The sequence below is a fragment of the Pseudomonas sediminis genome, assembly GCF_039555755.1.
Classification (GTDB): Bacteria; Pseudomonadota; Gammaproteobacteria; order Pseudomonadales; family Pseudomonadaceae; genus Aquipseudomonas; species Aquipseudomonas mendocina_D.
In genome coordinates this window covers 3,047,564-3,072,456 of sequence record NZ_CP154631.1, presented here as the reverse complement: position 1 = coordinate 3,072,456, position 24,893 = coordinate 3,047,564, and the positions used below count along the sequence as shown (strand labels likewise).

Genomic DNA, 24,893 nt, shown 5'->3' with positions numbered 1-24,893 from the left:
CGGTTGCGTTCGTGGCCCGCTGCTCGCTAGCATCGGGCTTTCCTTGATGCAGTCCGCCGATGCCCTCACGCTCAAGCGCCAGCTTTTCATCCCCACTGCCGCCCCTGGATACTCGCTATCAGGTCGAGACGCCGGAAGGTATCGATCTGCATCTGCGACCAGCCGGGCTGGTCCCGCGCGCCCTGGCGTTCGCCATCGACCTGGCCATTCGCGGCCTGATCCTCGCCCTGATGTTCATCGTCCTCGGCCTGCTTGGTCAGTTCGGCATGGGCCTGGGCACCATCCTGCTGTTTCTCGTGACCTGGTGGTACATGGTGCTGTTTGAGGTGCTCAACCAGGGCCGCTCTCCCGGCAAGCAGATGCTCGGCCTACGCGTGGTGCACGATGACGGTACGCCCATCGGCTGGGCCGCATCGCTGACGCGCAACCTGCTGCGCTTCGTCGATATCCTGCCGTTTGGCTACACCCTGGGCATCATCAGTTGCCTGAATCACCCGGCCTTTAAGCGCCTTGGCGATATCGCTGCCGGCACGCTGGTGGTCTATCGCGATGCACCACTGAGCAAACCGCTACTCGCCGACGCAGAGCCAATGCCAGCTCCCTTCCCGCTCAATCTTGACGAGCAGCGCGCCGTCCTCGGTTTTGCCGAACGTGGCGGGCAACTCTCTGCAGCACGCCGTGCCGAGCTGGCGGCACTGCTGGCCGAGCCACTGCAAGTGCCTGCCGAACAGGCCGAACCGCGCCTCAACGGCATCGCGCGCGGCCTGCTGGGAAGTGCACCGTGAAACAGAGCCTGTTCGAAAGTCGCCATCAGCCGGATTGGGATGCCTTCAACAGCCAACTCGAGGCGCTTGAGCGCGGCAAGTCCAAAACGCAGGCCTACCATGGCTTCGCCGCCAGCTACCGGCAGCTTTGCCAGCATCTGGCGCTGGCTCAGGCGCGCGGCTACAGCAGCCACCTGATCGACCAGTTGCAGCAATTGGCGATGCGCGGCCACCAGCAGTTCTACCGCCATCGCAGCCACCTTGGCGCGCAGATGATCCGCTTTCTGTTCGGCGGCTTCCCGCGCCTGGTACGCAGCGAGTGGCGCAGCGTGTGCGTGGCCAGCCTGCTGTTCTTCGGCAGCCTGGCATTGATGGGGCTGCTGACCTATCTCTATCCCGAGCTGATTTTCAGCCTGGTCAACCCCGATCAGGTCAGCGAAATGGAAGGCATGTACGATCCCGACGCGCGACGCCTCGGCCGCTTCAGCGAGCGCGGTTCGGGCGACGACTGGGTGATGTTCGGCTTCTACATCATGAACAACATCGGCATCGCCTTTCAGACCTTCGCCAGCGGTCTGCTGCTGGGCCTGGGTAGCCTGTTCTTCCTGCTCTTCAACGGCCTGATGATCGGCGCAGTGGCCGGCCATCTGACGCGCATCGGCTACGGCGAGCCGTTCTGGTCCTTCGTTATCGGCCATGGTGCCTTCGAGCTGACCGCCATCGCCCTGGCAGGCGCGGCCGGTTTCAAGCTCGGCTGGGCGCTGCTCGCCCCCGGCCGCCTGCCCCGTGGCGAGGCTTTGCGCCTGGCCGCTGGCAAGGCGATACAGCTGGTGGCCGGGGTGATCCTGTTCCTGCTGCTGGCCGCGTTCATCGAGGCGTTCTGGTCATCCACCACATTCGCCAGCCCGAATATCAAGTACGCCGTCGGTGCCGGGCTCTGGGCACTGGTGCTGAGTTATCTGTTGTTGGCCGGGCGGAGGCAGCATGCGCCTGACTGAAGCCAGCGTCGCCATCCGTCCGCGCAGTGCCTGGGAAGCCATCGACCTCGGCGTGCTACTCGCCCGCCGTCACGCCGGCCTGCTGATGGCCAGCTGGGCACTGGTCACACTGCCTCTGTTCGCCCTGCTCTGCGCATTGCTCTGGCAGTATCCGGGTTGGGCAATCTTTCTGTTCTGGTGGCTCAAACCCGCCTATGAACGGTTGCCGCTGTACATCCTTTCGCAAGCCCTGTTCGGCAATACGCCCTCGCTGAAACAGGCCCTGCGCGCCATACCAAAACTGCTGCGACCACAATTGCTGGCCAGCCTGACCTGGCGCCGACTGAGCCCAACGCGCAGCTTCGATCTACCCGTGTTGCAATTGGAGGGCCTGGCCGGGCAAGCGCGCAGCCAGCGCCTGGTAGTGCTCGGCCAGCGCGACAGCGCCGCCGCTACCTGGCTGACGCTGGTAGGCATGCACCTGGAAGTCGCCCTATGGATGGGCCTGGTCGCCCTGTTCTATCTGATGCTGCCACAACAGGTGGAGCTGAACTGGACCTGGGAAAGCATGATCGCCGCCAGCAGTGGCCAATGGCTGTGGCTGGAGCACCTGTCCAACCTGCTTTACGTGCTACTGCTGATCATCTGGGAGCCGGTCTACGTCGCCTGTGGTTTCACCCTCTACCTCAACCGCCGCACCGCCCTGGAAGCCTGGGATATCGAGCTGACCTTCCGCCGCCTGCGCCAACGCCTGACCGGCAGCGCCTACGCCCTGTTGCTCGGTTGCGCCGTATTGCTGACGCAGCTGCCAGGCGACGCCTGGGCCGACACGCAACCAATCGTCAGCGAAGACGTCGAGCAGGCCGACGACCCGCAAGGCCCCGAGGCACCACGCCTGCTCCAGCAGCCGCTGAGCAGCCAGGCCGCGCGTGAAAGCATCGAAGCGCTGCTCGACGAACCGCCCTTCCAGCACCGCGAAACCGTCACGCGCTGGCGACTGGGCGAAGAAAAGCCCGCTGAGGAGCCCAAACCGGAAGACGTCGAAGCCTTCCTCGATATGCTCAAGAACCTGCTCAAGCTCGGCGAATGGTGGAAGAGTCTGGATGTCGTCGCGCAGATCTTCGAAGTGCTGCTGTGGGCGGCACTGGCTGCGCTGCTGGCCTTCGTTCTGTGGCGCTACCGCGAGTGGCTGCAGGCCTTTGGCGAACGTATCGGCCTGCCGACACGACGCCGGCAGGTCGCGCCGCAACAGCTGTTCGGTCTGGAACTGGCGCCGGAGACACTACCCGATGACGTCGCCAGCGAAGCCGAGCAGCTCTGGGCCGAACAGCCGCGCGCAGCACTCGGTTTGCTCTACCGCGCCTTGCTCAGCCGGCTTTTGCACGAGCACCGCCTGCCCCTGAAACAGTCGCACACCGAAGGCGAAGTTCTGCACCTGGTCGCCGGTCTTGAGCAGCAGAATCTGGAAGACTACAGTCGCCAGCTCACCCTGCATTGGCAGGTCCTGGCCTATGGTCATCGCCTGCCTGACGAGTCACTGCGCCAGGGCCTGTGCCAGGGCTGGCGTAGCCTCTTTGGTCAGGAGCGTGCAGCATGAGTCGGCGCGCCGGTTTCATCCTCGCCATGGCCCTTCTGCTGGGCCTGGGACTGCTGGCCAGTTATGTGCTGGGCAAGCTCGAACCTTATGAGGACGTGGTCGAACACGGCCCTTCTCCCGAGGTTGCCAGCAGCCCTTACCTGGCGGCGGAACACTTCCTGCGCAAACAGGGCATCGCCGCTCGCCGCGCCGAAGGCCTGGACGTGCTGGACAGCCTGCCCAGCGAAGGTCAGACCCTGATGCTGCTGGCCGACCGCGGCAACATGACGCCACGCCAGGTCGAACGCGTGCTGCAATGGACGGCCAATGGCGGTCACCTGCTATTCATCGCCGAACGCCTGTGGAACGAAGAGGAAGGCGAGAGCGGCGACCTGCTACTCGATCTGCTCGGCATCCAGCAATACATGAGTGACGACCTGGATGACGAAGAAGCCAGTGAGCCCGAGCCGGAAAACCAAGAGCACGAGGCCTACCCGCAACTCACCAAACTCTACTTGGAGAACGAACAGGCCCCGGCCTACATCGCCTTCGACACCGACTTTCATCTGTACGACGCGCAGAACCGGGCACACGCATGGGCCAACAGCGACTCTGCCACGCACTTGCTGCAGCTTTACCACGGCGATGGCCTGATCACCGTACTGAGCGATCCGTGGATCTGGCAAAACCGCAATATCAACGAATACGACCACGCCTGGCTGCTCTGGTACCTGAGCCAGGACAGCGCCGTGACCCTGCTCTATCACGCCGACAGCGACGGCCTGGCCCGCCTGCTGCTGCGCCACTTCCCGCTGGCGCTGCTGGTGCTGGCGCTGTTGATCATCGCTACCCTGTGGCACGTCGGTGTGCGCCATGGCCCACTGCAGGCGCCGGCCAGGCGCGCCCGTCGCCAGCTCGAAGAACACCTGCGCGGCAGTGCCGACTTCCTCCTCCGTCGCAGTGGTCAGCACAGCCTGCTCAAAGGTCTGCAGCAGGACATCAATCGACGCGCACGCCGCCGCCACCCCGGTTTCGAGAAACTCGCCGTCGCCGAACAATGGCAAGTGCTCGGCCGCCTGACCCGCCTGCCCGCCAAGAACATCAGCCAGGCCATGCGCCCACTGCCACCGCAGCGCCTATCCGCCAGTGACTTCACCCGCCAGGTCGCCCACCTGCAAACCCTCAGGAATGCCCTATGAGCGAGATCCCCGAGAACGACAACCTGCCGGTGCAGGAAACCCCGACCGCCGCGCCGAGCAACCCGCAAGCGCAGCAGCGCCAGCGTGCCAGCCAGTTGGCCCAGGCTCTGCGCGCCGAGCTGCGCAAGGCCGTGATCGGCCAGAGCGCGGTGATCGACGATGTGCTCACCGCGCTGATCGCCGGTGGCCATGTGCTGGTCGAAGGTGTGCCGGGGCTGGGCAAGACCCTGCTGGTACGCGCCCTGGCGCGCTGCTTCGGCGGCGAGTTCGCGCGCATCCAGTTCACCCCGGACCTGATGCCCAGCGATGTCACCGGCCATGCCGTGTACGACATGCAGAGCGAGCAGTTCAAGCTGCGCAAGGGCCCGGTGTTCACCAACCTGCTGCTGGCTGACGAAATCAACCGCGCACCGGCCAAGACCCAGGCCGCCCTGCTGGAAGTGATGCAGGAACGCCAGGTAACCCTGGAAGGTCGCGCCCTGCCCGTGCAGTTGCCGTTCATGGTGCTGGCGACCATGAACCCGATCGAGCAGGAAGGCACCTACCCGCTGCCGGAAGCCGAGCTGGACCGCTTCATGCTCAAACTGCGTATTGATTATCCGCAGCAGGACGAAGAGCTGAACATGGTGCGCCAGGTGACGCGCTCGGCCAAGGCCGACATGCTCGAAGTCAGCCCGCTGCGCACCCTGCTGCAAGCCAAGGACGTGCTGGCGCTGCAAAAGATCGCCAGCGATCTGGCCCTGGATGATCAGGTGCTCGATTACGCCGTGCGCCTGGCCCGCGCCACCCGCAGTTGGCCAGGCCTAGCCATGGGCGCCGGGCCGCGTGCGTCGATCGCCCTGGTACGCGGCGCCCGCGCGCGTGCGCTGCTGCGCGGCGGCGACTTCGTCCTGCCGGATGACATCAAGAGCTGTGCCCTGGCCGTGCTGCGCCATCGCGTACGCCTGGCGCCAGAGCTGGATATCGAAGGCTTGTCGGTGGATCAGGTTCTGCAACAGTTGCTCGATCAGGTGCCGGCACCGCGCCTATGAAACCTTCGCGCCTGCTCCTCGGGCTGCTCGGCGGCCTGTTCGCCGCCGCCGTATTGCTCGGTGCCTTGCCCCTGCTCGGCATTCGCCTGGCAGATAGCCTGATGCCAGTGGCCTGGGGGTTGTTGCTGGCGTTGCTGCTGATCGCCGCTGTCGACGCCCTGTGGCTGCGGCGCCAGCCATCTCCGCGTCTGGAGCGCGTGTTGCCGGGTAATCTGCCGCTCGGGCGCTGGAGCGAGGTGCAACTGATCGTTCACCATGACTTTGCCCAAACCCAGGAAATCGAGGTCTTCGACCATGTACCGGAAGGCATGGCCTTCGACTTCCTGCCGCAACGCGTCACCCTACACCCGGGCCAGCAAACCCACGCCAGCTATCGCCTCAAGCCGCTGATCCGCGGGCATTTCCATTTCGACCTGTGCGAGCTGAAGCTGCCCAGCCCGCTGCGCCTGTGGCAGGCCAAACGCCTGCTGCCGCTGGCTGACGAGAGTCGCGTCTACCCGGACTTCGCCCGCCTCTACGGCGCGCAGCTCAAGGCCGTGGACGACTGGCTGAGTCAGTTGGGCGTACGCCAACGCCCGCGTCGCGGCCTGGGTCTGGAATTTCACCAGCTACGCGAATTTCGTGACGGCGACACCTTGCGCCAGATCGACTGGAAGGCCACCGCGCGCAAGCGCACACCCATCGCTCGCGAGTATCAGGACGAGCGCGACCAGCAGATCGTCTTCCTGCTCGATTGCGGCCGCCGTATGCGTAGCCAGGACGACGAGCTATCGCACTTCGACCACGCCCTCAATGCCTGTCTGCTGCTCAGCTACGTCGCCCTGCGCCAGGGCGATGCCGTCGGCCTGGCAACCTTCGCCGGCAACCAGTCGCGTTACCTGGCGCCGGTCAAAGGCCCGGCTCAGTTGAACGTGCTGCTCAATGCCGTTTACGACCTCGAAACCAGCCAGCAACCGGCCGACTTCAGCGCCGCTGCCGACTTGCTGCTGGCACGTCAGCGGCGCCGCTCGCTGGTAGTGCTGGTGACCAACCTGCGCGACGAGGATGACCAGGACCTGCTCGCCGCCGTGCGTCGCCTGTCGCGTCAGCATCGCGTGCTGATCGCCAGCCTGCGTGAGGAGGCGCTGGACCGCCTGCACCAGACGCCCGTAGAGCAATTCGATCAGGCCCTGGCTTACTGCGGTACGCTGGACTACCTCAACGCCCGCGCCGACCTGCACGAGCGCCTGGCCGCCCACGGCGTACCGGTGCTCGATGCTCGCCCAGGCGAACTCGGCCCGGAACTGGTGAGCAGTTATCTGGCCTGGAAGAAGGCCGGCGCACTCTAAAGGTATGTTGGCGTTTGCGCACGAGCGCGTCGAAAGAGGCAACTGCTGGCGCCTCTGCTTGTCGAACCCAATGCTGCAGAGGCCCTGGCACCGGCTTTCCCACACAGATGTTGCGTGGTTATGGCCGTGGCCGGGTGCTATGATTCCGAGTCTGCGGCGCAAAGAGTACAAACTCGACGCCGCCCATAGGCCGCCCGTGATCGGCCTTGCGCATACCGCACACGACCTGAGTAGGAGATAGACCATGGCTTTTGAATTGCCGCCGCTGCCTTACGAAAAGAATGCCCTCGAGCCGCACATTTCTGCCGAGACCCTCGAGTTCCACCACGACAAGCACCACAACACCTACGTCGTGAACCTGAACAACCTGGTGCCGGGCACCGAGTTCGAAGGCAAGAGCCTGGAAGAAATCGTCAAGACTTCCTCAGGCGGCATCTTCAACAACGCCGCTCAGGTGTGGAACCACACCTTCTACTGGAACTGCCTGTCGCCGAACGGCGGTGGCCAGCCCACCGGCGCCCTGGCTGACGCCATCAACGCTGCCTTCGGTTCCTTCGACAAGTTCAAGGAAGAGTTCAGCAAGGTTTCCATCGGCACCTTCGGTTCCGGCTGGGGCTGGCTGGTGAAGAAAGCTGACGGTTCCCTGGCTCTGGCCAGCACCATCGGCGCTGGCTGCCCGCTGACCTCCGGCGACACCCCGCTGCTGACCTGCGACGTCTGGGAACACGCCTACTACATCGACTACCGCAACCTGCGTCCGAAATACGTCGAGGCGTTCTGGAACCTGGTGAACTGGGACTTCGTCGCCCAGAACTACGCGGCCTGAATCTCAGCCCCGTAATGCGAAAACCCGGCCCTTGTGGCCGGGTTTTTTCGTTTTTGGCTTGCGCATCCGGCGTGCAGGACGAAACACCGTAGGCGCTCGCAATACCTTATAACCGATGGCAAACCCACGATCTTCGCCGTGTATTTGCCAGCTCATCGGATCGATGACGAGCAGCGCCATACAGAAGCGCAGCTGTGACAGGCAGACAATCCGACCAAAGGCGCTCAAGTCCGCGGTAATTTCTACGACACAGAGCGGTCGGCCGACGTCGTAACACCAATTCGCGACCCGGCGTGCCGCTTGTGGATAAATAGTGCCGACAGACATGATGGCCCTTTGACGGCCAGGCCTAGATTGCCAATACTCTCGTCTGACTGAGGCTGTAAGCATCGACACAAGGAATTGCCTTTGAAGCTGGAATTGAAGAACAGCTTGTCACTCAAGTTGCTCCGCGTGGTGCTGTTATCAGCACTCGTAGTCGGGGTGGTATTGAGTTGCGCGCAGATTGTCTTCGACGCCTACAAGACCCGTCAGGCCGTGGCCAATGACGCCCATCGCATTCTCGGCATGTTCCGCGACCCTTCGACTCAGGCGGTGTACAGCCTGGACCGCGAGATGGGCATGCAGGTGATCGAGGGGCTGTTCCAGCACGAGTCGGTGCGCTATGCGTCCATTGGTCACCCCAACGAGCCGATGCTCGCAGAACGTTCGCGTGATCTGGCGCAAATACCCACGCGCTGGCTGACCGACCCGATCCTCGGTCAGGAGCAGCTATTCTCGACCAAGCTGGTCGGCCGTGGTCCTTACAGCGAATACTACGGCGACCTCAACATCACCCTCGATACGGCGCCCTATGGCGAGAGCTTCGTCACCAACTCGGTGATCATCTTCATCTCAGGTGTGCTGCGCGCCATGGCCATGGGCCTGGTGCTCTATCTGGTTTATCACTGGCTGCTGACCAAACCGCTGTCGAAGATCATCGAGCACCTCACCAACATCAATCCCGACCGCCCCAGCGAACACAAGCTGCCCATGCTCAAGGGCAACGAGAAGAACGAGCTGGGTCTTTGGATCAACACCGCCAATCAGTTGCTGGCCTCCATCGAACGCAACACCCACCTGCGCCGTGAAGCCGAGAACAGCCTGCTGCGCATGGCTCAGTACGACTTCCTCACCGGTCTGCCCAATCGTCAGCAACTTCAACAGCAACTCGACCAGATTCTCGAAGACGCCGGCCGCCTGCAGCGCCGCGTTGCCGTACTCTGCGTCGGCCTGGATGATTTCAAGGGCATCAACGAACAATTCAGTTACCAGAGCGGCGACCAGTTGCTGCTCGCATTGTCCGACCGCCTGCGCAGCCATAGCGGCCGCCTCGGTGCCCTGGCCCGCCTGGGCGGCGACCAGTTCGCTCTGGTGCAGGCCGATATCGAGCAGCCTTACGAAGCCGCTGAGCTGGCGCAGAGCGTACTCGACGACCTGGAGCTGCCCTTCCTCCTCGATCAGCACGAAGTGCGCCTGCGCGCCACCATCGGCATCACCCTGTTCCCGGAAGACGGCGACAGCACCGAGAAGCTGCTGCAGAAAGCCGAACAGACCATGACCCTGGCCAAGAGTCGTTCGCGTAATCGCTACCAGTTCTACATCGCCAGCGTCGACAGCGAGATGCGTCGCCGTCGTGAGCTGGAAAAGGATCTGCGCGATGCTCTGGCGCAGAACCAGTTGCACCTGGTCTACCAGCCCCAGATAGACTACCGCGACCACCGCGTGGTCGGCGTCGAAGCACTGCTGCGCTGGCAGCACCCGCAGCATGGCTTCGTCGCACCGGACCTGTTCATCCCACTGGCCGAACAGAACGGCACCATCATTCCCATTGGTGAATGGATTCTCGACCAGACCTGCCGCCAACTGCGCGAATGGCATGACCAGGGCTTCAGCGATCTGCGCATGGCCATCAACCTGTCCACCGTGCAGTTGCACCACGCCGAGCTGCCGCGCGTGGTCAACAATCTGATGCAGGTCTACCGCCTGCCGCCGAAAAGCCTGGAGCTGGAGGTCACCGAAACCGGCCTGATGGAAGACATCAGTACCGCCGCCCAGCATCTGCTCAGCCTGCGCCGCTCCGGCGCGCTGATCGCCATCGATGACTTCGGTACCGGCTACTCCTCGCTGAGCTATCTGAAGAGCCTGCCGCTGGACAAGATCAAGATCGACAAGAGTTTCGTGCAGGATCTGCTCGAAGACGAAGACGACGCCACCATCGTTCGCGCCATCATTCAGCTGGGCAAGAGCCTGGGCATGCAAGTGATCGCCGAAGGCGTGGAAACCGCCGAGCAGGAGGCCTACATCATCGCCCAGGGCTGCCATGAGGGTCAGGGCTACCTGTACAGCAAACCGCTGCCAGCGCGCGATTTGACGCTGTTCCTCAAGCAGTCACGACGCCTGAGCTCAGCCGCGACGCTGTAAACGTCAGCCACAAAAAACGCCGCGATTCGTCGCGGCGTTTTTTGTTCGAGCCCGCAAACCCGGCTTACCAATTCTGCACACCGAGTAACCAGGCTGTAGCCAACGCACCTACCAGGCACAGCACGGCGCCACCGGCGGCTTGCCAATAGAATCTACGAGCCAGTTCGTCCTCACCGCTATTGGAGAGGATGAACGGCTGCCGTTCGCCAGGCTTGGCCATGTGATGCCGCGCCGGCTCGGATGCCTTTTGCCGATGGCGATCCTCTGCCTCCAGCTGCGCCGCCAGTCGCACGCGATTCCATTCCTGCTCGTCGAGCTCGCCGTTGCCGTCGCTGTCGAAACGCCGCAGCAGGCCGACGTAATCGCCCTTCCATTCACGGATCACTTCGCCCTGAGCGGCCTGCCTGTCGAACCCCTGCTGCGCAGCGCCACGGGTGCGAAAGTCGCCGATGGCATACAGCGGCTGGCCAACGTGAAAGCGCTCCTCGCAGTAGCGATAACGCTGACCGCTGGTGAGAAAACCGAACAATCCGCTCTTGGCCGGGCCCAGCGGGTGCCGCAGGTTGCCCTCCCAGACGTCACGCACCGCCGCATGAATCTCGGCACCACGTGGATCGATCAGGCATTCGCCGGTGCCATCGACCAGGCGTAACCAGGCATCGCTGGCCCCACTCTCGATCACCCGCCAGCTGCGCTTCTTGCCGCTGGAACGATATTCCTCGATACGAAAGCGCCACCATAGGCAGGGTTTACCGGTCAGGGGTCCACTCAACTGCATGTCCGGCAGCGTCTCAAGCACCCCATAGAGCTCAACGTAACCCTGCGCCGCCGAGCGAATCTTCGAGGTCGGCGTGTCGAGCAGATGGCGCGCCTGCGACCAACCCCGCAGGCACCACCAGGCGCCGCCCAGGCAGGCGCCGAGAGTGAACGTGAGCGTGAAAAAGAAGCCGAAGGGGTCCGCCTGCATCATCGGCTGACGCTCAATTGAATAGCGACTTCATATCCACATCGGCTTTCTCCGCCTCGCTGAACACCAGCAACTCGGCAGCCTGGAAGTTGAACATTCGCGCGATGAGTACATCGGGGAACTGCTCGATGCGCACGTTGTTGAGGTTGACCGCCTCGTTGTAAAGCTCGCGGCGATCGGCGATGCCGTTTTCCAGGCCGCTGATACGCTGCTGCAGATGCTGGAAACTGTCGTTGGCCTTCAGCTCGGGATAGTTCTCGGCCAGGGCAAAGAGCTGACCGAGGCCCGCGCGCAGACCACTTTCAGCCTTGCCCAGGGCGCCGACATCATGTTGTTCGCGAGCACTGGCAACGGCGCTACGCGCTGCAATCACCCGCTCCAGGGTCGAGCCTTCGTACTGCATGTACTGCTTGCAGGTTTCCACCAGCTTGGGCAATTCGTCATGACGCTGCTTGAGCAGCACGTCGATGTTCGACCAGGCCTTGCTCACTCCATGCTTGAGGCGCACCAGGCCGTTGTAGAGGGACACCGCGTAGGCGCCGAGCAGGACGAGGACGACGATAACGATCACGGCGGTCAGGCTCATGCAGTTTTCTCCATGCAGAACTGCGTATCAGGTGCTGGCATTCTAGCGGCAGCGATGGCCTTGGGCAGCGATATCCTGCACAAGGATGAATAATGGCCTTTACACATAATGCGAAACATTTGCATTATGTTGCGGTTTTTCAGGTACCCCTGCGTACCGTCCACATTCGTACATGCAAAGGACTCCGCCATGATTCGTATGCTCCTGGCCTCCGCCAGCCTGCTGGCCATCGCCATTTCCCTCGCTGGCTGCGGCGAAGACAAAGCCCCTGCCACCCAGGCTGCAGCGCCTGCCGCCGCCACCGAAAGCGCGGCGCCAGCCACCGCGGCGAAGGTCGACGAAGCAGCGGCGAAGGCCGTGGTCAATCATTACGCCGATCTCGCCCTGGCCGTGTTCAGCGACGCCGCGAGCACCGGCAAGGCACTGCAGGCTGCAGTCGATGCACTGCTCGCCGCCCCCAGCGAAGCGACCCTGAAAGCCGCCCGTGAAGCCTGGCTGGCCGCGCGCGTGCCGTACATGCAGACCGAAGTGTTCCGCTTCGGTAACCCGGTAGTCGACGAGTGGGAAGGCCAACTCAATGCCTGGCCGCTGGACGAAGGTCTGATCGACTATGTCGCCGAGGACTACCAGCACGCCCTGGGTAACCCGGGCGCGCAAGCCAACATCATCGCCAACACTGAGATTCAGGTCGGTGAAGACAAGATCGATGTCAGCGAGATCACCGGCGAGTTGCTGGCCAGCCTGAACGAACTGGGCGGTTCCGAAGCCAACGTCGCCACTGGCTACCACGCCATCGAATTCCTCCTCTGGGGCCAGGACCTCAATGGCACCGAACCAGGTGCTGGCGAGCGTCCCTACACCGACTACCTGGTAGGTGAAGGCGCCACCGGTGGCCACAACGAGCGCCGCCGCGCCTTCCTCAAGGCGGCTACTGACCTGCTGGTCAGCGACCTGAACGACATGGTCGAGCAGTGGAAGGACGGCGTAGAAGGCAACTATCGTAGCGAACTGGTCGCCGATTCGGCCGACAACGGTCTGCGCAAGATGCTGTTCGGCATGGGCAGCCTGTCCCTCGGCGAACTGGCAGGCGAGCGCATGAAGGTCGCACTGGAGGCCAACTCCACCGAAGACGAGCATGACTGCTTCAGCGACAACACCCACAACTCGCACTTCTACAACGGCAAAGGCATTCGCAACGTTTACCTGGGCGAATACAAGAAGGTCGACGGCACCACCCTGACCGGCCCGAGCCTGTCCGAGCTGGTCGCCAAGGCCGACGCCCAGGCCGATGCCACGCTCAAGGCCGACCTGCAGGAAACCGAAGCCAAACTGCAGGCCCTGGTCGACAGCGCCGAGAAGAACAACGTGCACTTCGACCAGCTGATCGCGGAAGGCAATGCCGAAGGTCAGCAACTGGTACGTGACGCCATCGCCGCCCTTGTCAAGCAGACCGGTGCCATCGAACAGGCCGCGGGCAAGCTAGGCATCAGCGACCTTAACCCGGACACTGCCGATCACGAATTCTGATCGACATAGCGGACTGAAAAAGCCGGCGCCTCCGCAAGGAGCGCCGGTTTTTTTTTGGCTCTTCGCATAGTGTGGTGAAGGTACGGATTGACACCGTACTGGCAAGTTTGTGTGCGTATCGCTTACTGACTTGGCACCATCCATTACCGCGTCTGCTGAACGTTTGGGTTGCGCCCCTTACGGGCGCCACACCTTTCTTGCTTGCCCAAGAAAGGTGTGCCAAAGAAAGGCACCCCGACATTCGGGTTTCGCTACGCGAAACTTCCCTCGCTCCGGCATTGCTCCGGGGGCCGGCTTACAAGGGCCATCCCTGGCCCTTTAAGCCTTTCGCCGCATCCATGCGGCTCACTCCCCTACGCAACACCTCTGCTCGGCCTCCTGAAGGGGACCTATTCGCGAGCTTGCGAAATCTTCAGCAGATCAAAGTCGGTAGCGTCTGGCTTTTGCTCTTTCACCGCGATCTTACAGACGACGCCCAAATCCCCTTCAGGAGGCCGAGTGGAATCACCGTGGAAGGGGTTGAGCGACATGGATGTCGCGAGAGCTGCGATGGGCCAGGGATGGCCCTTCGCAGCGTGCCCCTGGAGTGGTGATGGAGCGAGGAAACCCCGGCGTAGCCGGGGCCGGATGGTGGGGTGCCCTTCTCTTTGGTTACTTTCTCTTGGGCAAGCAAGAGAAAGTGACTCGCCCGTAAGGGGCGAAACCCTTCAGATCAGACGACGCGCTAACGGATAGTGCCTGCACCGGCAGCTAACATGTAATTGCCAGTCCGGTGTCGGGCGTATCCTCCGCGCGAAAATGCGAAGAACCTTTTTATTCCTGCTGCCAGCTCCGGGCCACCGCGCTGCGATATTCACCTGGGCTCACGCCATAAACCTGCTTGAACTGTCGCGATAAGTGGCTCTGATCGGCGAAGCCCAACTGCATCGCCACAGCGACCGCCGTGCAGCCCGTCTTGAGCAACGCCCGCGCCTGTTCGAGGCGACGCTGTTTGAGCCAGGCATGCGGCGGCAAGCCGGTCGCGCGGCGAAATACGCGCGCGAAGTGAAAAGGTGAGAGGTTGACCGCAGCCGCCAGCTCTTCCAGCGACGGCGGCTCGACCAGTCGCTCGGCGAGCATTTGCTTGGCGCAGGCCACGGCCCAGGGCTCGCGCCCAGGCGCAGGCGGTTCGGCAAGCTGCGCATGGTGCTGGAACAGCAGCAAGATCGCCTCACGCCAGGCCAGTTGCTGCTGCAACGCCTCGGCGCCATGTTCGAGCAGTTGGTGCAGTTGCAGAAAGGCCGCGTGCAAACGCGGATCATGCAGCACGCTGAAGGTAAACGACGGCATGCCAGCCTTGGCCAGACCCAGCTCCTGTAGCGCTCCCAGTACCTGGGCGTTGTCGGGATAGAAACCGCGATAGCGCCAGCCGTCTTCGTGCGCCTTGGAGCCGGTGTGCACTTCATCAGGGTTGATCAACACCATGCTGCCCTGTGGCGCCAGGTGATCGCAGCCACGGTGGCGAAAGCGCTGGGCGCCATGCTCGATCACGGTGAAGACGAACCCTTCATGTACGTGCGGCGCGAAACGCTGCTCAAGGTAGCGCGCCTGCAACAGCTCGACACCGCTCAATGCGGAAGCTTGCCAGAAGCGGGTCTGCTCACGACTGTGCATACGGCTCAGGCGTTGAAGCCCGCCTCCATCGCCTCACGCAGCGCCGGCCATTCCAGGTCGGTGATGCTGTACAGCACGGTGTCATCGAGCCGGCCATCAGCCAGGCGGCGATGGTTGCGCAGCAACCCTTCACGAACTGCGCCGAGCTTCTCGATAGCGCGCTGCGAACGCAGGTTGCTGGCGGCAGTTTTCAGCTGCACGCGGACCATCCCCCAATTTTCGAAAGCGTGCTTGAGCATCAAATACTTGATGCTGGCGTTCAACCCGCTGCCATGCTGGCGGTGATCAAGCCAGGTCCAGCCAATTTCACAGGCCGGCAGGGTGTTCATGAAATCGGCGAAACGGGTGGTGCCCACCAACTCGTCACCCAGGCGAATGACGAACGGCAGTGCGCGCTGCTCGCGCAGATCGGCCAGGGCGCTGCGGTACCAGTCCAGCCGCTGGGTACCGCTCATGTACAGCAGCTCTTCGCGATTGGCCTCGGCCAACGCTACCAACGCCGGGATATCCGCATCGGAGAGCGGTTCTAGGCGCAAAGCGCCACGTTGCAAAGTCACCAGCTGCGGCTTGAACATAGAGGCTTCCTCGGGTCCGTCCTTGGGCAGAATCGCAAACCGACCAAGCTATCAGGCCCTGCGCTGCTGCACAATCGAGCCCCGTCGCAAAGCACACCCGCTCGGCTGCGACCTTGGTCGCAGCCGACAGCGTCCGGCTTTGTGCAACACTGATCAACATCGTTTCGTCCTGTTTCGTTCCACTGCGTGTTTCGGAGTCTGCATGTCGCTGTCCCCCGGGCTGATCGCCGCGGTCGCCCTGATCTACATGGCCGTTCTTTTCGCCATCGCCTTCTATGGCGACCGCCGCAGCGCGCCGATGCCACCGAAAGTCCGGGCCTGGGTGTACTCGCTGTCGCTTGCGGTGTACTGCACCAGCTGGACCTTCTTCGGCGCAGTCGGCCAGGCAGCCGAACAGCTGTGGTCGTTCCTGCCGATCTACCTCGGTCCGATCATCCTGCTACTGACCATGCCTTGGGTGCTGCAGAAGATGGTGATGATCAGCAAGCAGGAGAACATCACCTCCATCGCCGACTTCATCGCCGCGCGCTACGGCAAGTCGCAGTCGCTGGCCATCGTCGTAGCCCTGATCTGCCTGGTCGGCGTGCTGCCCTACATTGCCCTGCAGCTCAAGGGCATCGTGCTCGGTGTCAATCTGCTGATCGGCGTGCACGCCCAGGACACCGGCACCAGCGCGCAGGACACCGCACTGATCGTTTCGCTGGCGCTGGCGCTGTTCACCATTCTGTTCGGCACGCGCAACCTCGACGTCACCGAGCACCACCGCGGCATGGTGCTGGCCATCGCCTTCGAATCGCTGGTCAAGCTGCTGGCCTTCCTCGCCGTCGGCGCATTCGTCACCTTCGGCCTGTACAACGGCTTCAACGACCTGCTGGAGCAGGCACACAACACCGTCGAGCTGGACGACTTCTGGAACGAGGCGGTGAACTGGCCGGCGATGCTGGTGCAGACCGGCATGGCCATGATCGCCATCGTCTGCCTGCCGCGGCAGTTCCACGTCACCGTGGTGGAAAACATCGAGCCCAAGGACCTGCGCCTGGCGCGCTGGGTATTCCCGGCCTATCTGGTGCTGGCCGTGCTGTTCGTCGTCCCTATCGCCCTGGCCGGCCAGATGCTGCTGCCAGCCGGCATCACACCAGATTCCTTCGTCATCAGTCTGCCGCTGGCCGAAGCCCATCCGGGACTCGCGGTGCTGGCCTTCATCGGCGGCGCCTCGGCAGCCACCGGCATGGTGATCGTCGCCTCGGTTGCGCTGTCGACCATGATTTCCAACGACATGCTGCTGCCCTGGCTGCTGCGCCGGCAGAGCACCGAGCGGCCGTTCGAGGCGTTTCGCCACTGGATGCTCACCGCCCGCCGCGTCAGCATCGTGCTGATTCTGCTGCTGGCCTACGTCTGCTATCGCCTGCTCGGTGAAGGCACCAGCCTGGCGACCATCGGCCAGGTTTCGTTCGCCGCCATCGGCCAGCTGGCGCCGGCCATGTTCGGCGCGCTGGTGTGGAAGCAGGCCAACCGTCGTGGCGTCTTCGCCGGCCTGATCTTCGGCGCCATGCTCTGGTTCTACACCCTGGTGCTGCCGCTGGCGGCACGTGGCATGGGTTGGTCGCTGGACAGCTTCCCCGGGCTCACCGCCCTGCTCTACGCCCCCATCGGCCTGCAGGTCGACCCGCTGACGCGCGGCGTGGTGCTGTCACTGGCTGGCAACATGCTGCTGTTCGCCTGGGTTTCCTGGTTCTCCCGAACCCGAGTTTCCGAGCACTGGCAGGCTGGGCGTTTCATTGGCCATGACCTGGGCACCAAGCCCAGCGGCCGCAGCCTGCTGGCGGTGCAGGTGGCCGACCTGCTGATGCTCTCCAGCCGTTTCGTCGGCGAGGAACGTGCGCGCCAGAGCTTCACCCGCTTCGCTCTGCGCCAGGGCAAAGGCAAGGACTTCGATCCCAACCAGCCGGCCAATAGCGAATGGATCGCGCATACCGAACGTCTGCTCGCTGGCGTGCTCGGCGCCTCGTCGACCCGCGCAGTGGTCAAGGCCGCCATCGAAGGCCGCGAAATGCAGGTCGAGGATGTGGTGCGTATCGTCGACGAAGCCAGTGAAGTGCTGCAGTTCAACCGTGCCTTGCTGCAGGGAGCGATCGAGAACATCACCCAGGGCATCAGCGTGGTCGACCAGAACCTGCGCCTGGTGGCCTGGAACCATCGCTACCTGGAATTGTTCGAGTACCCCGAAGGACTGATCTACGTGGGGCGGCCGATTGCAGAGATCATCCGCTTCAATGCCGAGCGCGGCATGCTCGGTGGCGGCAATGTCGAAGAGAACGTCGCCAAGCGCCTGTACTGGATGCGTCAGGGCACCGCCCACAGCTATGAACGGGTATTCCCTAATGGTCGGGTGATCGAGCTGATCGGCAATCCCATGCCCGGCGGTGGATTCGTCATGAGCTTCACCGATATCACCGAGTTCCGCGAAGCCGAACGCGCCCTCAAGGACGCCAACGAAAGCCTCGAACAGCGGGTCGCCGAACGGACCTTCGAACTGTCGAAACTGAACCAGGCACTGACCGAGGCCAAGGCCCATGCCGAGGCCGCCAACCAGTCGAAAACGCGCTTTCTCGCTGCAGTCAGCCATGACCTGATGCAACCGCTCAATGCCGCGCGGTTGTTCTCCGCGGCACTGGCTCATCAGGATGAGGCCCTGCCCAGCGAAGCCCAGGAGCTGGTCAGGCACCTGGACAGCTCGCTGCGCTCAGCCGAAGACCTGATCACCGACCTGCTGGATATCTCGCGCCTGGAGAACGGGCGGATCACGCCTGATCGCCATCCCTTCGCCCTGTCCAGCCTGTTCGACACCCTCTCTGCTGAGTTCGGCGTGCTGGCTGCCGAACAGGGCATCGATCTGCGCGTGCATGGCAGCCGGCAATGGATCGACAGCGACATCAAATTGCTGCGCCGGGTGCTGCAGAACTTCCTGACCAACGCCTTCCGCTATGCCAAGGGACGCGTGGTGCTGGGCGTACGCCGCGAAGGCGAGCAATTGCGCATGGAGGTCTGGGACCGCGGCATGGGCATCCCCGAGGACAAGCGCAAGGTGATATTCGAGGAGTTCAAGCGCCTGGATAGCCACCAGACCCGCGCCGAGAAAGGCCTGGGCCTGGGCCTGGCGATTGCCGACGGTCTCTGCCGCGTACTCTCCCACCGCCTGGAAGTGCGCTCCTGGCCAGGTAAAGGCAGCGTGTTCAGCGTCAGCGTACCGCTGGCGAGAAAACCGGCGCCGAAACCACAAGGCACCAGCGCATCGGTAGTCGATGGCCAACCGCTGCAGGGCACTCAAGTGATCTGCATCGACAACGAGGACAGCATCCTCACCGGCATGTACAGCCTGCTGTCGCGCTGGGGCTGCCAGGTGTGGACGGCGCGCAATCGCCTGGAGTGCGAGCACCTGCTCAGCGAGGACGTTCGCCCGCAACTGGCGCTGATCGACTACCACCTCGACGAGGGCGAAACCGGCACCGAACTGATGGCCTGGCTACGCACGCGCCTGGGCGAACCGGTACCGGGCGTGGTGATCAGCGCTGACGGCCGCCCGGAACTGGTCGCCGAGGTCCATGCCGCCGGCCTCGACTATCTGCCCAAGCCAGTCAAGCCTGCGGCCCTGCGGGCATTGCTCAGTCGCCACCTGACGCTGCGTGGCTAGCCGGATCTTGGCCGGAGGCTTGCGCCCTTGTAACCACTGCTGAGCGTGCCACCGGCGCGGCATGCGGTGTCCGCTTACTCGCCCAGCTCGTCCAGCACCGGCAGATCTGCAGAGCGCTCGAGCAGCTCGCCTGGCAGGCTCTTGCTCGCACGGGCGCCCAGCAGCTTGAGATTTTCCACACGACCAATGAGGTTGCCACGACCGTCCACCAGCTTGTTGCGGGCACTGGCGTAAGCCTTGTCCAACTGCTGCAGACGGCTGCCCATCTCATCCAGATCGGCGACGAAGGCGACGAACTTGTCGTATAGCTGACCGGCGCGCTCAGCGATCTCGCGCGCATTCTGGCCCTGACGCTCCTGGCGCCAGAGGCTGTCGATCACCCGCAGCGTAGCCAGCAAGGTGGTCGGGCTGACGATCACCACCTGCTGCTCGAAGGCCTCCTGAAACAGATCCGGCTCGGCCTGCAGCGCCGCGGCGAAGGCCGCCTCGATGGGCACGAAGAGCAGCACGAAATCCAGACTGTGCAAACCTTCGAGGCGCTGGTAATCCTTGCCGGACAGACCCTTGAGGTGGCTGCGCAGCGAGATAAGGTGCTGCTTGAGCGCCTGCTGGCGAATCGGTTCGTCCGCTGCGGCGACATACTGCTGATAAGCGCTGAGGCTGACCTTGGCATCGACGATCACCTGCCTGTCGCCCGGTAGGCGGATCAGCACGTCGGGCTGAAAACGCTCGCCACCAGCGCCCTTGAGGCTGACCTGGGTGTGGTACTCACGCCCCTTCTCCAGGCCGGCATGTTCCAGCACTCGCTCCAGCACCAACTCGCCCCAGTTACCCTGAGTCTTCTGGCCCTTGAGTACACGGGTCAGATTGGTTGCCTCGTCGCCCAGACGCTGGTTGAGCTGCTGCAGACGCTCCAACTCTTTGTTCAGGGAAAAACGCTCACGCGCTTCTTGTTGATAACTCTCGTCGACGCGCTTCTCGAACGCCTGGATGCGCTCCTTGAGTGGGTCGAGCAACTGGCCGAGGCGCTGCTGGCTGGTCTCCGCGAAACGCTGCTCACGCTCATCGAAGATCTTCGTTGCCAGTTCGGAAAACTGGGCGCGCAGCTCGTTGCGCGCGCCCTGCAGATCATCAAGACGCTGCTGCTGGTTGTCGCGGTTTTCCTGCAGCTCGGCAGCCAGCGCCGCACGCTCGGCGGTGAGCCGACGCAATTCAGCTTCATTACGTTCGCGCTGCTGATTCCACGACTGCGCGGCCTCGCGGGCAATGTGTCGCTCCTGCTGCAGCAGCTCGTTCTCACGGCGCAAACCGGCCAACTCGGTCTGCTGCTCCACCTTAATCTCGCTGACCTCGGCCAACTCGGCACGGCAATCATCGAGTTGCGCCAGCAAACCGGTCTGGCTGAGCTGCGCATGCTCCAGGCGCTCCCGCAGCAACGCCTGTTCGCCTTGCTCGCGAGCCAGCCGGCGCTGCAAGGACCAAAGGCCGACCAATAGCGGAACCAGCGCAACGGCGATGCCGATAGCAAGAGAGAGGGGATCGATTGGCATAGACGCTCCATGTTTGACCGCCGTGCAGTATACCCGCCGGCGATTTACACGGCGCCAGCACGCAATCAGCGTGAAAGACGCTCCAGCTCGAGCTGAGCGCCACGGTCGCCCGCGCGCGCAGCCTGGCGCAGGAGTTCATAACCGATGCGGCGATCACGGGTATTACCGCAGTCGCGACAGAGCAGTTGGCCCAACCGGCTTTGTGCCTGAACACAGCCCTTGCGCGCAGGCTGCTTGAGCAGGTTGCCGGCGATGCGTTTGACACTGGGGGTTTGCCCCAGACGCGGGCTGTCGAGCAGCCATAGCGCAACGCGCATGGGCAGACGAGAAGAACCGGGACGGGTCGCAGAGGATGAAGCAGGTAAAGCGCGAGGCATAAATACAGGGGGGGGGGTGACTGCCGGGGCGCGCCACTCTACTCCTTTTTTCTCGAAGGTAAAGCCTTGCCTGCCAGATCGATTGCGGCTGCCAGAAAGAGTTCCCTCACAATCCACAGAAGCTGTGGATAACTCCGTGCACAACTTGGGCGAAAGAACTCACAGGCCTGATGCCATGGGGCTCGCAGTCAAACTGTCGATTTTTTCACCAATGAAAAAAGTGCATATTTTTCATTGACTTAAAAATCAACCACGGAAAATCAAGCGGTTAGCGGCGTTTCTGACAGTGATGTGACAGCCTGCTTCAGCATTGTGCACAACTCCCTGCGACAGATCCGCGCAGCGCTCTGTTTCGCGGCATCCAAACGGCGAATGCAGCCGTCATGCGGCACTGCGATGACCTCGCCCTGCAGCAGAAACCGAGCCCAGCGAAACGGCCTTGATCGGTCCGCCAATCCATACCGCATCGCACGCGGATTCGAACAAGCGCCGCAATGCAACCCCCAGATCGGCTTGGCACTCTCTGGAGCATGGGGTACCGTCCCGCAACGGCACCAGGCAAGGAGAACTCATGAGCCGCCGGCGTTTCTGGCTGAGCATCTGCATGGCGCTTGCGGTGCTGCTCTCGCTGCTCGCCTGCTACGCCATCTATCGCGTGCAGCAGTTGCTCGACGAGCAGCATGTCGAACTGGACTGGCAGGGTTTCAGCCTCAGCTGGCGTGGCCTGCAGCTGCACGAGGTGAGTCTGGTGCAGCGTGACCAGGGTGAATTGCACACTCATGCCAAGCAGCTTCACCTGCAATGGCTGGCCAGCGAGGCGCCGCGCTACCGCCTGGCTGTGCAGGGTCTGCGCGTGGACTGGCTAGCGGCGGATTCAGAAGCGCAGAGCCCGACCGACAGCGGCCTCGACGAAACCGTTCAGACGATATCGAATGCCCTGCCCTGGCTGCCGAGGCGGACCGAACTACGCGACCTCCATGCGCAACTGCCCTGCATCAATGGCCGTTGCGCACTCGATGGCGAGCTCGACCTGCAGCGTCTGGACGATGCCTTGCATCTACGCGTGCGACTGCTACGCGAAAACCACAGCGCAGTATTGCAAGCGCACCTGCAGGGACTCGATGGCGCCCTGGATAGTGCGCGCCAGCTGCAGATGACCCTGCACTTCGATGAACAACAGCAGATGGAGCTGCACAGCGACCTGGCAGTTCAGGGCGATGCACTGCAATGGAACGGCGACCTGCTGCTGGCACCGCTGCAGGAAATCGCCTGGGTCGCCGCCTGGCTGAGCGAGTGGACATCACTGGACACCGCCAATCTGCCAAAGACGCCGCAGCAGGCCGGCATCATCGCCCAGTGGCAACTGCAGCTGCCGCAGACCACCCGCCAGCTCGGCGAGCTGCTGACCGCGCCTGGATGGTTACGTGTCGACGCCCAACTGCCGCAGCCCTGGCCACTGCCCGGCATCGGCCTGCTCAGCGGTGAACTGCAGCTCGACCTGCGCAATGCCGCAGGCGCCTGGCAAGGGCGAAAGCTGCACGGCAACCTGCAACTCGATACCCAGGATGCGCCCTGGCTGACCGCCCTGCCAAACGGCCTGCGAACAAGCCGCCTGCAATTACAGCTGCAGCCGCTGGAAAGCAACCCGGATACCCCACTGGCCCTGCAGCTGAAGCTCGTCGCGGAAGGGGCGTTGCAGGGGCAGATCGACGCCGAGCTCGGCCTGCAGCAATCGCGCGACTGGGCGCTGGAGGTGCGCCAGTTGCAGCTCGATGCCCGCAGCAAACGCGTGGACCTGGATGGCATTCGAGCCGATGGCCTGCAGTTGAATCTCGACCTGTCTGGCAATGTCACCGCGCACCTGCTGCAACTCACGCTGGCCGCCAACTCGCGCCTGGATATCCAGCGCCTACGCGGTGCCGACCTGGATCTGCAACAGGCCCGCTTGACCCTCGCCGGCCTGGGCGTGGCCGGCGCGCCACATGTGCCAACGCTGTCCGGCCCACTGACGCTGCGCGTGCAGAATCTGCAGCACGCACAATTACAGGCCCAGGGCTGGCAATGGCAAGGCCGGCTGGAGGCTGACAGCGTCAGCCAGGCACTCGATGGTGCATTGCTGGCGGACTCGGGGCTGAGCATGGCGCTGCGCCTGAACAACACCGCCGATGCACTGGGGCTGAACGCCACAGTCGATGAACTCTTCCTACGCGCGGGCAACCCGCTGGCCCATACGCTAGCGAGCTGGCCGCCACTGCTGACCCTGGAAAACGGCCGCATTCAGGGCAACGCCAACCTGAGCCTGCCCACTGGCAAGCCCCTGCAACTGAGGGCGAAGCTCAGCGGCAAAGGCCTGGCCGGCATCTATGACCGCAGCACGCTGAGCGGTGTGGACGTCGAACTGCACCTGCGCCTCGCGGGCGAGCGCCTGACACTGGAGCTGCCGAGCCTGAGCGCGAAACAGCTCGACCCCGGTATCGCTCTCGGCCCCTTGCAGCTGCAAGCCAGTTATCAGGCCAGCCTGCAACGCCCTCTGGCTGGCAACCTCAGCCATCAACGCGCGGAACTGGGCATCCTCGGCGGCAGCCTGAGCCTGGAACCAGCGACCTGGGCACTGGATCGCCCCAGCCAGTTGTTGCCACTGAAGCTCAGCGGCCTGGATCTGCAGGAGCTGTTTCGCGTCTATCCAGCCGAAGGGCTCGCCGGCAATGGGCTGATCGACGGCACCTTGCCGCTGCGCCTGGGCGGCGCCATCAGCATCGAACAGGGCCTGATCGAAGCCAGGCCACCAGGAGGGCAGCTGAGCTTTCACTCGCCGCGCATTCGCGCCATGGGCCAGGCCAACCCGGGTATGAAGCTGGTCACCGACGCACTGGAGGACTTCCACTACGATCTGCTCAGCAGTAGCGTCGACTATGATCAGTCCGGCACACTGCAGCTAGGCATGCGCCTGCATGGACAGAACCCGGCCATCGAAAAGGGCCGGCCCATCCACTTCAATATCAATCTGGAAGAAGACATTCCGGCCTTGCTGGCCAGCCTGCAACTGACCGACAAGGTAAGTGGCATCATCCAGCAACGGATTCAGCAATGGATGCGCCAGCGTGTCCCCCAAGAATCAAAGGAGTAGCGCCATGCGCACGTACCGCCTCCTCGCAGTCCTGAGCCTGGGGCTGCTGTGCCAGGCCTGTACCCCGACGGTACAACTGGCGATGCCTAACGAGCCGATCAACATCAACCTGAACGTCAAGGTCGAGCACGAAATCTACATCAAGGTGGACAAGGCGCTGGACAGTGTATTTAGCGAAGGCAGCGGTCTGTTTTGAGCCCACTGTTTTGGCATGAACAGGTCCTACGGAGAGAGACGATGATTCGATACATTTCGACCCTGCTGCTGGCACTCACACTCAGCCTGCCGGCCTACGCACTGAACCTCAACCAGGCCATGAGCGCGCTGGGCGACGCCAAGGCCAGCGGTCAACTCGGCGAGCAACCCAACGGCTATCTCGGCGTGGTCAAAGCCGGTGGCCAGGCCGATGAAATCGCCCGGCTGATCAACCAGGCACGTCGCGCCGAATACCAGAAGGTCGCGCAGGACAACGGCATCAGCCTGAACGACGTGGAAGCCATCGCCGGCAAGAAGGCCATCGAGCGCACGCCCAAGGGTCAGTTCATCCAGCTGAACGGCCAGTGGCTGCAGAAATAGACAGCAGATGGCAGAAACGAAAGAACCCGCCTAGGCGGGTAATGCCAGTCAGTTAAGCGCTACAGCTTGACCTTCTGCGCGCTGAAACGAAAATCCGATG

At 63.1% G+C, this 24,893-nt stretch carries 20 protein-coding genes; 13 read left to right on the top strand and 7 right to left on the bottom strand.

Annotated features, from left to right (window positions below; genetic code table 11):
- Window positions 1-59 precede the first annotated feature (59 nt).
- The 7 genes from AAEQ75_RS14435 (at window position 60) to AAEQ75_RS14405 (ending at window position 7,701) form a co-directional block, all read left to right on the top strand.
- Window positions 60-785 (top strand): RDD family protein, encoded by a 726-nt coding sequence (locus AAEQ75_RS14435; RefSeq protein WP_343349393.1) that lies wholly within the window; start codon window positions 60-62, stop codon window positions 783-785.
- A complete protein-coding gene (locus AAEQ75_RS14430; protein WP_343349392.1) occupies window positions 782-1,762 on the top strand; it encodes a stage II sporulation protein M in 981 nt (326 codons plus the stop codon). Before AAEQ75_RS14435 ends, AAEQ75_RS14430 begins: the two co-directional genes overlap by 4 nt.
- On the top strand, window positions 1,749-3,338 hold the full coding sequence (locus AAEQ75_RS14425) for a DUF4129 domain-containing protein (RefSeq protein WP_343349391.1): 1,590 nt from the start codon (window positions 1,749-1,751) through the stop codon (window positions 3,336-3,338). Before AAEQ75_RS14430 ends, AAEQ75_RS14425 begins: the two co-directional genes overlap by 14 nt.
- The gene (locus AAEQ75_RS14420; protein ID WP_343349390.1) at window positions 3,335-4,516 is read left to right on the top strand and encodes a DUF4350 domain-containing protein; all 1,182 of its coding nucleotides are present in this window, start codon (window positions 3,335-3,337) and stop codon (window positions 4,514-4,516) included. The genes AAEQ75_RS14425 and AAEQ75_RS14420 overlap by 4 nt, the downstream gene beginning before the upstream one ends.
- On the top strand, window positions 4,513-5,547 hold the full coding sequence (locus AAEQ75_RS14415) for an AAA family ATPase (protein ID WP_343349389.1): 1,035 nt from the start codon (window positions 4,513-4,515) through the stop codon (window positions 5,545-5,547). The genes AAEQ75_RS14420 and AAEQ75_RS14415 overlap by 4 nt, the downstream gene beginning before the upstream one ends.
- Window positions 5,544-6,875 carry a DUF58 domain-containing protein gene (locus tag AAEQ75_RS14410; protein ID WP_343349388.1) on the top strand — a complete coding sequence of 444 codons (1,332 nt, stop codon included), beginning with the start codon at window positions 5,544-5,546 and terminating at the stop codon, window positions 6,873-6,875. Before AAEQ75_RS14415 ends, AAEQ75_RS14410 begins: the two co-directional genes overlap by 4 nt.
- Window positions 6,876-7,119: 244 nt before the next feature.
- Window positions 7,120-7,701 (top strand): superoxide dismutase, encoded by a 582-nt coding sequence (locus tag AAEQ75_RS14405; RefSeq protein ID WP_003462535.1) that lies wholly within the window; start codon window positions 7,120-7,122, stop codon window positions 7,699-7,701.
- A 3-nt stretch (window positions 7,702-7,704) separates the two neighbouring features.
- On the opposite strand, the gene AAEQ75_RS14400 is transcribed toward AAEQ75_RS14405, so the two are convergent.
- Window positions 7,705-8,028: a hypothetical protein gene (locus tag AAEQ75_RS14400; protein WP_256833538.1), complete on the bottom strand. Its 324-nt coding sequence runs from the start codon at window positions 8,026-8,028 to the stop codon at window positions 7,705-7,707.
- An 81-nt stretch (window positions 8,029-8,109) separates the two neighbouring features.
- Here AAEQ75_RS14400 and AAEQ75_RS14395 point away from each other — a divergent pair, with 81 nt between their 5' ends.
- Complete coding sequence (locus AAEQ75_RS14395; RefSeq protein ID WP_179574222.1) at window positions 8,110-10,164, top strand: EAL domain-containing protein; 2,055 nt, start codon at window positions 8,110-8,112, stop codon at window positions 10,162-10,164.
- 64 nt (window positions 10,165-10,228) lie between these two features.
- Here the strand turns inward: AAEQ75_RS14395 and AAEQ75_RS14390 are convergent, their stop codons facing one another.
- On the bottom strand, window positions 10,229-11,134 hold the full coding sequence (locus AAEQ75_RS14390) for a GIDE domain-containing protein (protein WP_343349385.1): 906 nt from the start codon (window positions 11,132-11,134) through the stop codon (window positions 10,229-10,231).
- Between the two features lie 10 nt (window positions 11,135-11,144).
- The gene (locus AAEQ75_RS14385; protein WP_003462549.1) at window positions 11,145-11,717 is read right to left on the bottom strand and encodes a LemA family protein; all 573 of its coding nucleotides are present in this window, start codon (window positions 11,715-11,717) and stop codon (window positions 11,145-11,147) included.
- A gap of 189 nt (window positions 11,718-11,906) precedes the next feature.
- Between AAEQ75_RS14385 and AAEQ75_RS14380 the strand changes: the two genes are divergently transcribed.
- Entirely contained in the window at window positions 11,907-13,244 is a 1,338-nt protein-coding gene (locus AAEQ75_RS14380) for an imelysin family protein (protein ID WP_343349384.1), read from the top strand.
- 813 nt (window positions 13,245-14,057) lie between these two features.
- On the opposite strand, the gene AAEQ75_RS14375 is transcribed toward AAEQ75_RS14380, so the two are convergent.
- Both AAEQ75_RS14375 and AAEQ75_RS14370 read right to left on the bottom strand, forming a co-directional pair.
- Complete coding sequence (locus tag AAEQ75_RS14375; protein WP_343349383.1) at window positions 14,058-14,897, bottom strand: helix-turn-helix transcriptional regulator; 840 nt, start codon at window positions 14,895-14,897, stop codon at window positions 14,058-14,060.
- 5 nt (window positions 14,898-14,902) lie between these two features.
- Window positions 14,903-15,472: a GNAT family N-acetyltransferase gene (locus AAEQ75_RS14370; RefSeq protein ID WP_343349382.1), complete on the bottom strand. Its 570-nt coding sequence runs from the start codon at window positions 15,470-15,472 to the stop codon at window positions 14,903-14,905.
- Window positions 15,473-15,674: 202 nt separating this feature from the next.
- Between AAEQ75_RS14370 and AAEQ75_RS14365 the strand changes: the two genes are divergently transcribed.
- On the top strand, window positions 15,675-19,163 hold the full coding sequence (locus AAEQ75_RS14365) for a hybrid sensor histidine kinase/response regulator (protein WP_343349381.1): 3,489 nt from the start codon (window positions 15,675-15,677) through the stop codon (window positions 19,161-19,163).
- Window positions 19,164-19,237: 74 nt separating this feature from the next.
- Here AAEQ75_RS14365 and rmuC read toward each other — a convergent pair whose 3' ends face one another.
- Entirely contained in the window at window positions 19,238-20,599 is a 1,362-nt protein-coding gene (rmuC, locus tag AAEQ75_RS14360; RefSeq protein WP_343352393.1) for a DNA recombination protein RmuC, read from the bottom strand.
- Between the two features lie 179 nt (window positions 20,600-20,778).
- Window positions 20,779-21,030 (bottom strand): sel1 repeat family protein, encoded by a 252-nt coding sequence (locus AAEQ75_RS14355; protein WP_013716752.1) that lies wholly within the window; start codon window positions 21,028-21,030, stop codon window positions 20,779-20,781.
- A 631-nt stretch (window positions 21,031-21,661) separates the two neighbouring features.
- Here AAEQ75_RS14355 and AAEQ75_RS14350 point away from each other — a divergent pair.
- The 3 genes from AAEQ75_RS14350 to AAEQ75_RS14340 are packed head-to-tail and all read left to right on the top strand — an operon-like array spanning window position 21,662 to window position 24,793.
- Window positions 21,662-24,217, top strand: a complete 2,556-nt coding sequence (locus tag AAEQ75_RS14350; RefSeq protein ID WP_343349380.1) for an intermembrane phospholipid transport protein YdbH family protein — start codon at window positions 21,662-21,664, stop codon at window positions 24,215-24,217.
- A gap of 4 nt (window positions 24,218-24,221) precedes the next feature.
- Complete coding sequence (locus AAEQ75_RS14345; protein WP_099525739.1) at window positions 24,222-24,413, top strand: YnbE family lipoprotein; 192 nt, start codon at window positions 24,222-24,224, stop codon at window positions 24,411-24,413.
- Between the two features lie 41 nt (window positions 24,414-24,454).
- Window positions 24,455-24,793 (top strand): YdbL family protein, encoded by a 339-nt coding sequence (locus tag AAEQ75_RS14340; protein ID WP_099525740.1) that lies wholly within the window; start codon window positions 24,455-24,457, stop codon window positions 24,791-24,793.
- Window positions 24,794-24,893 lie beyond the last annotated feature (100 nt).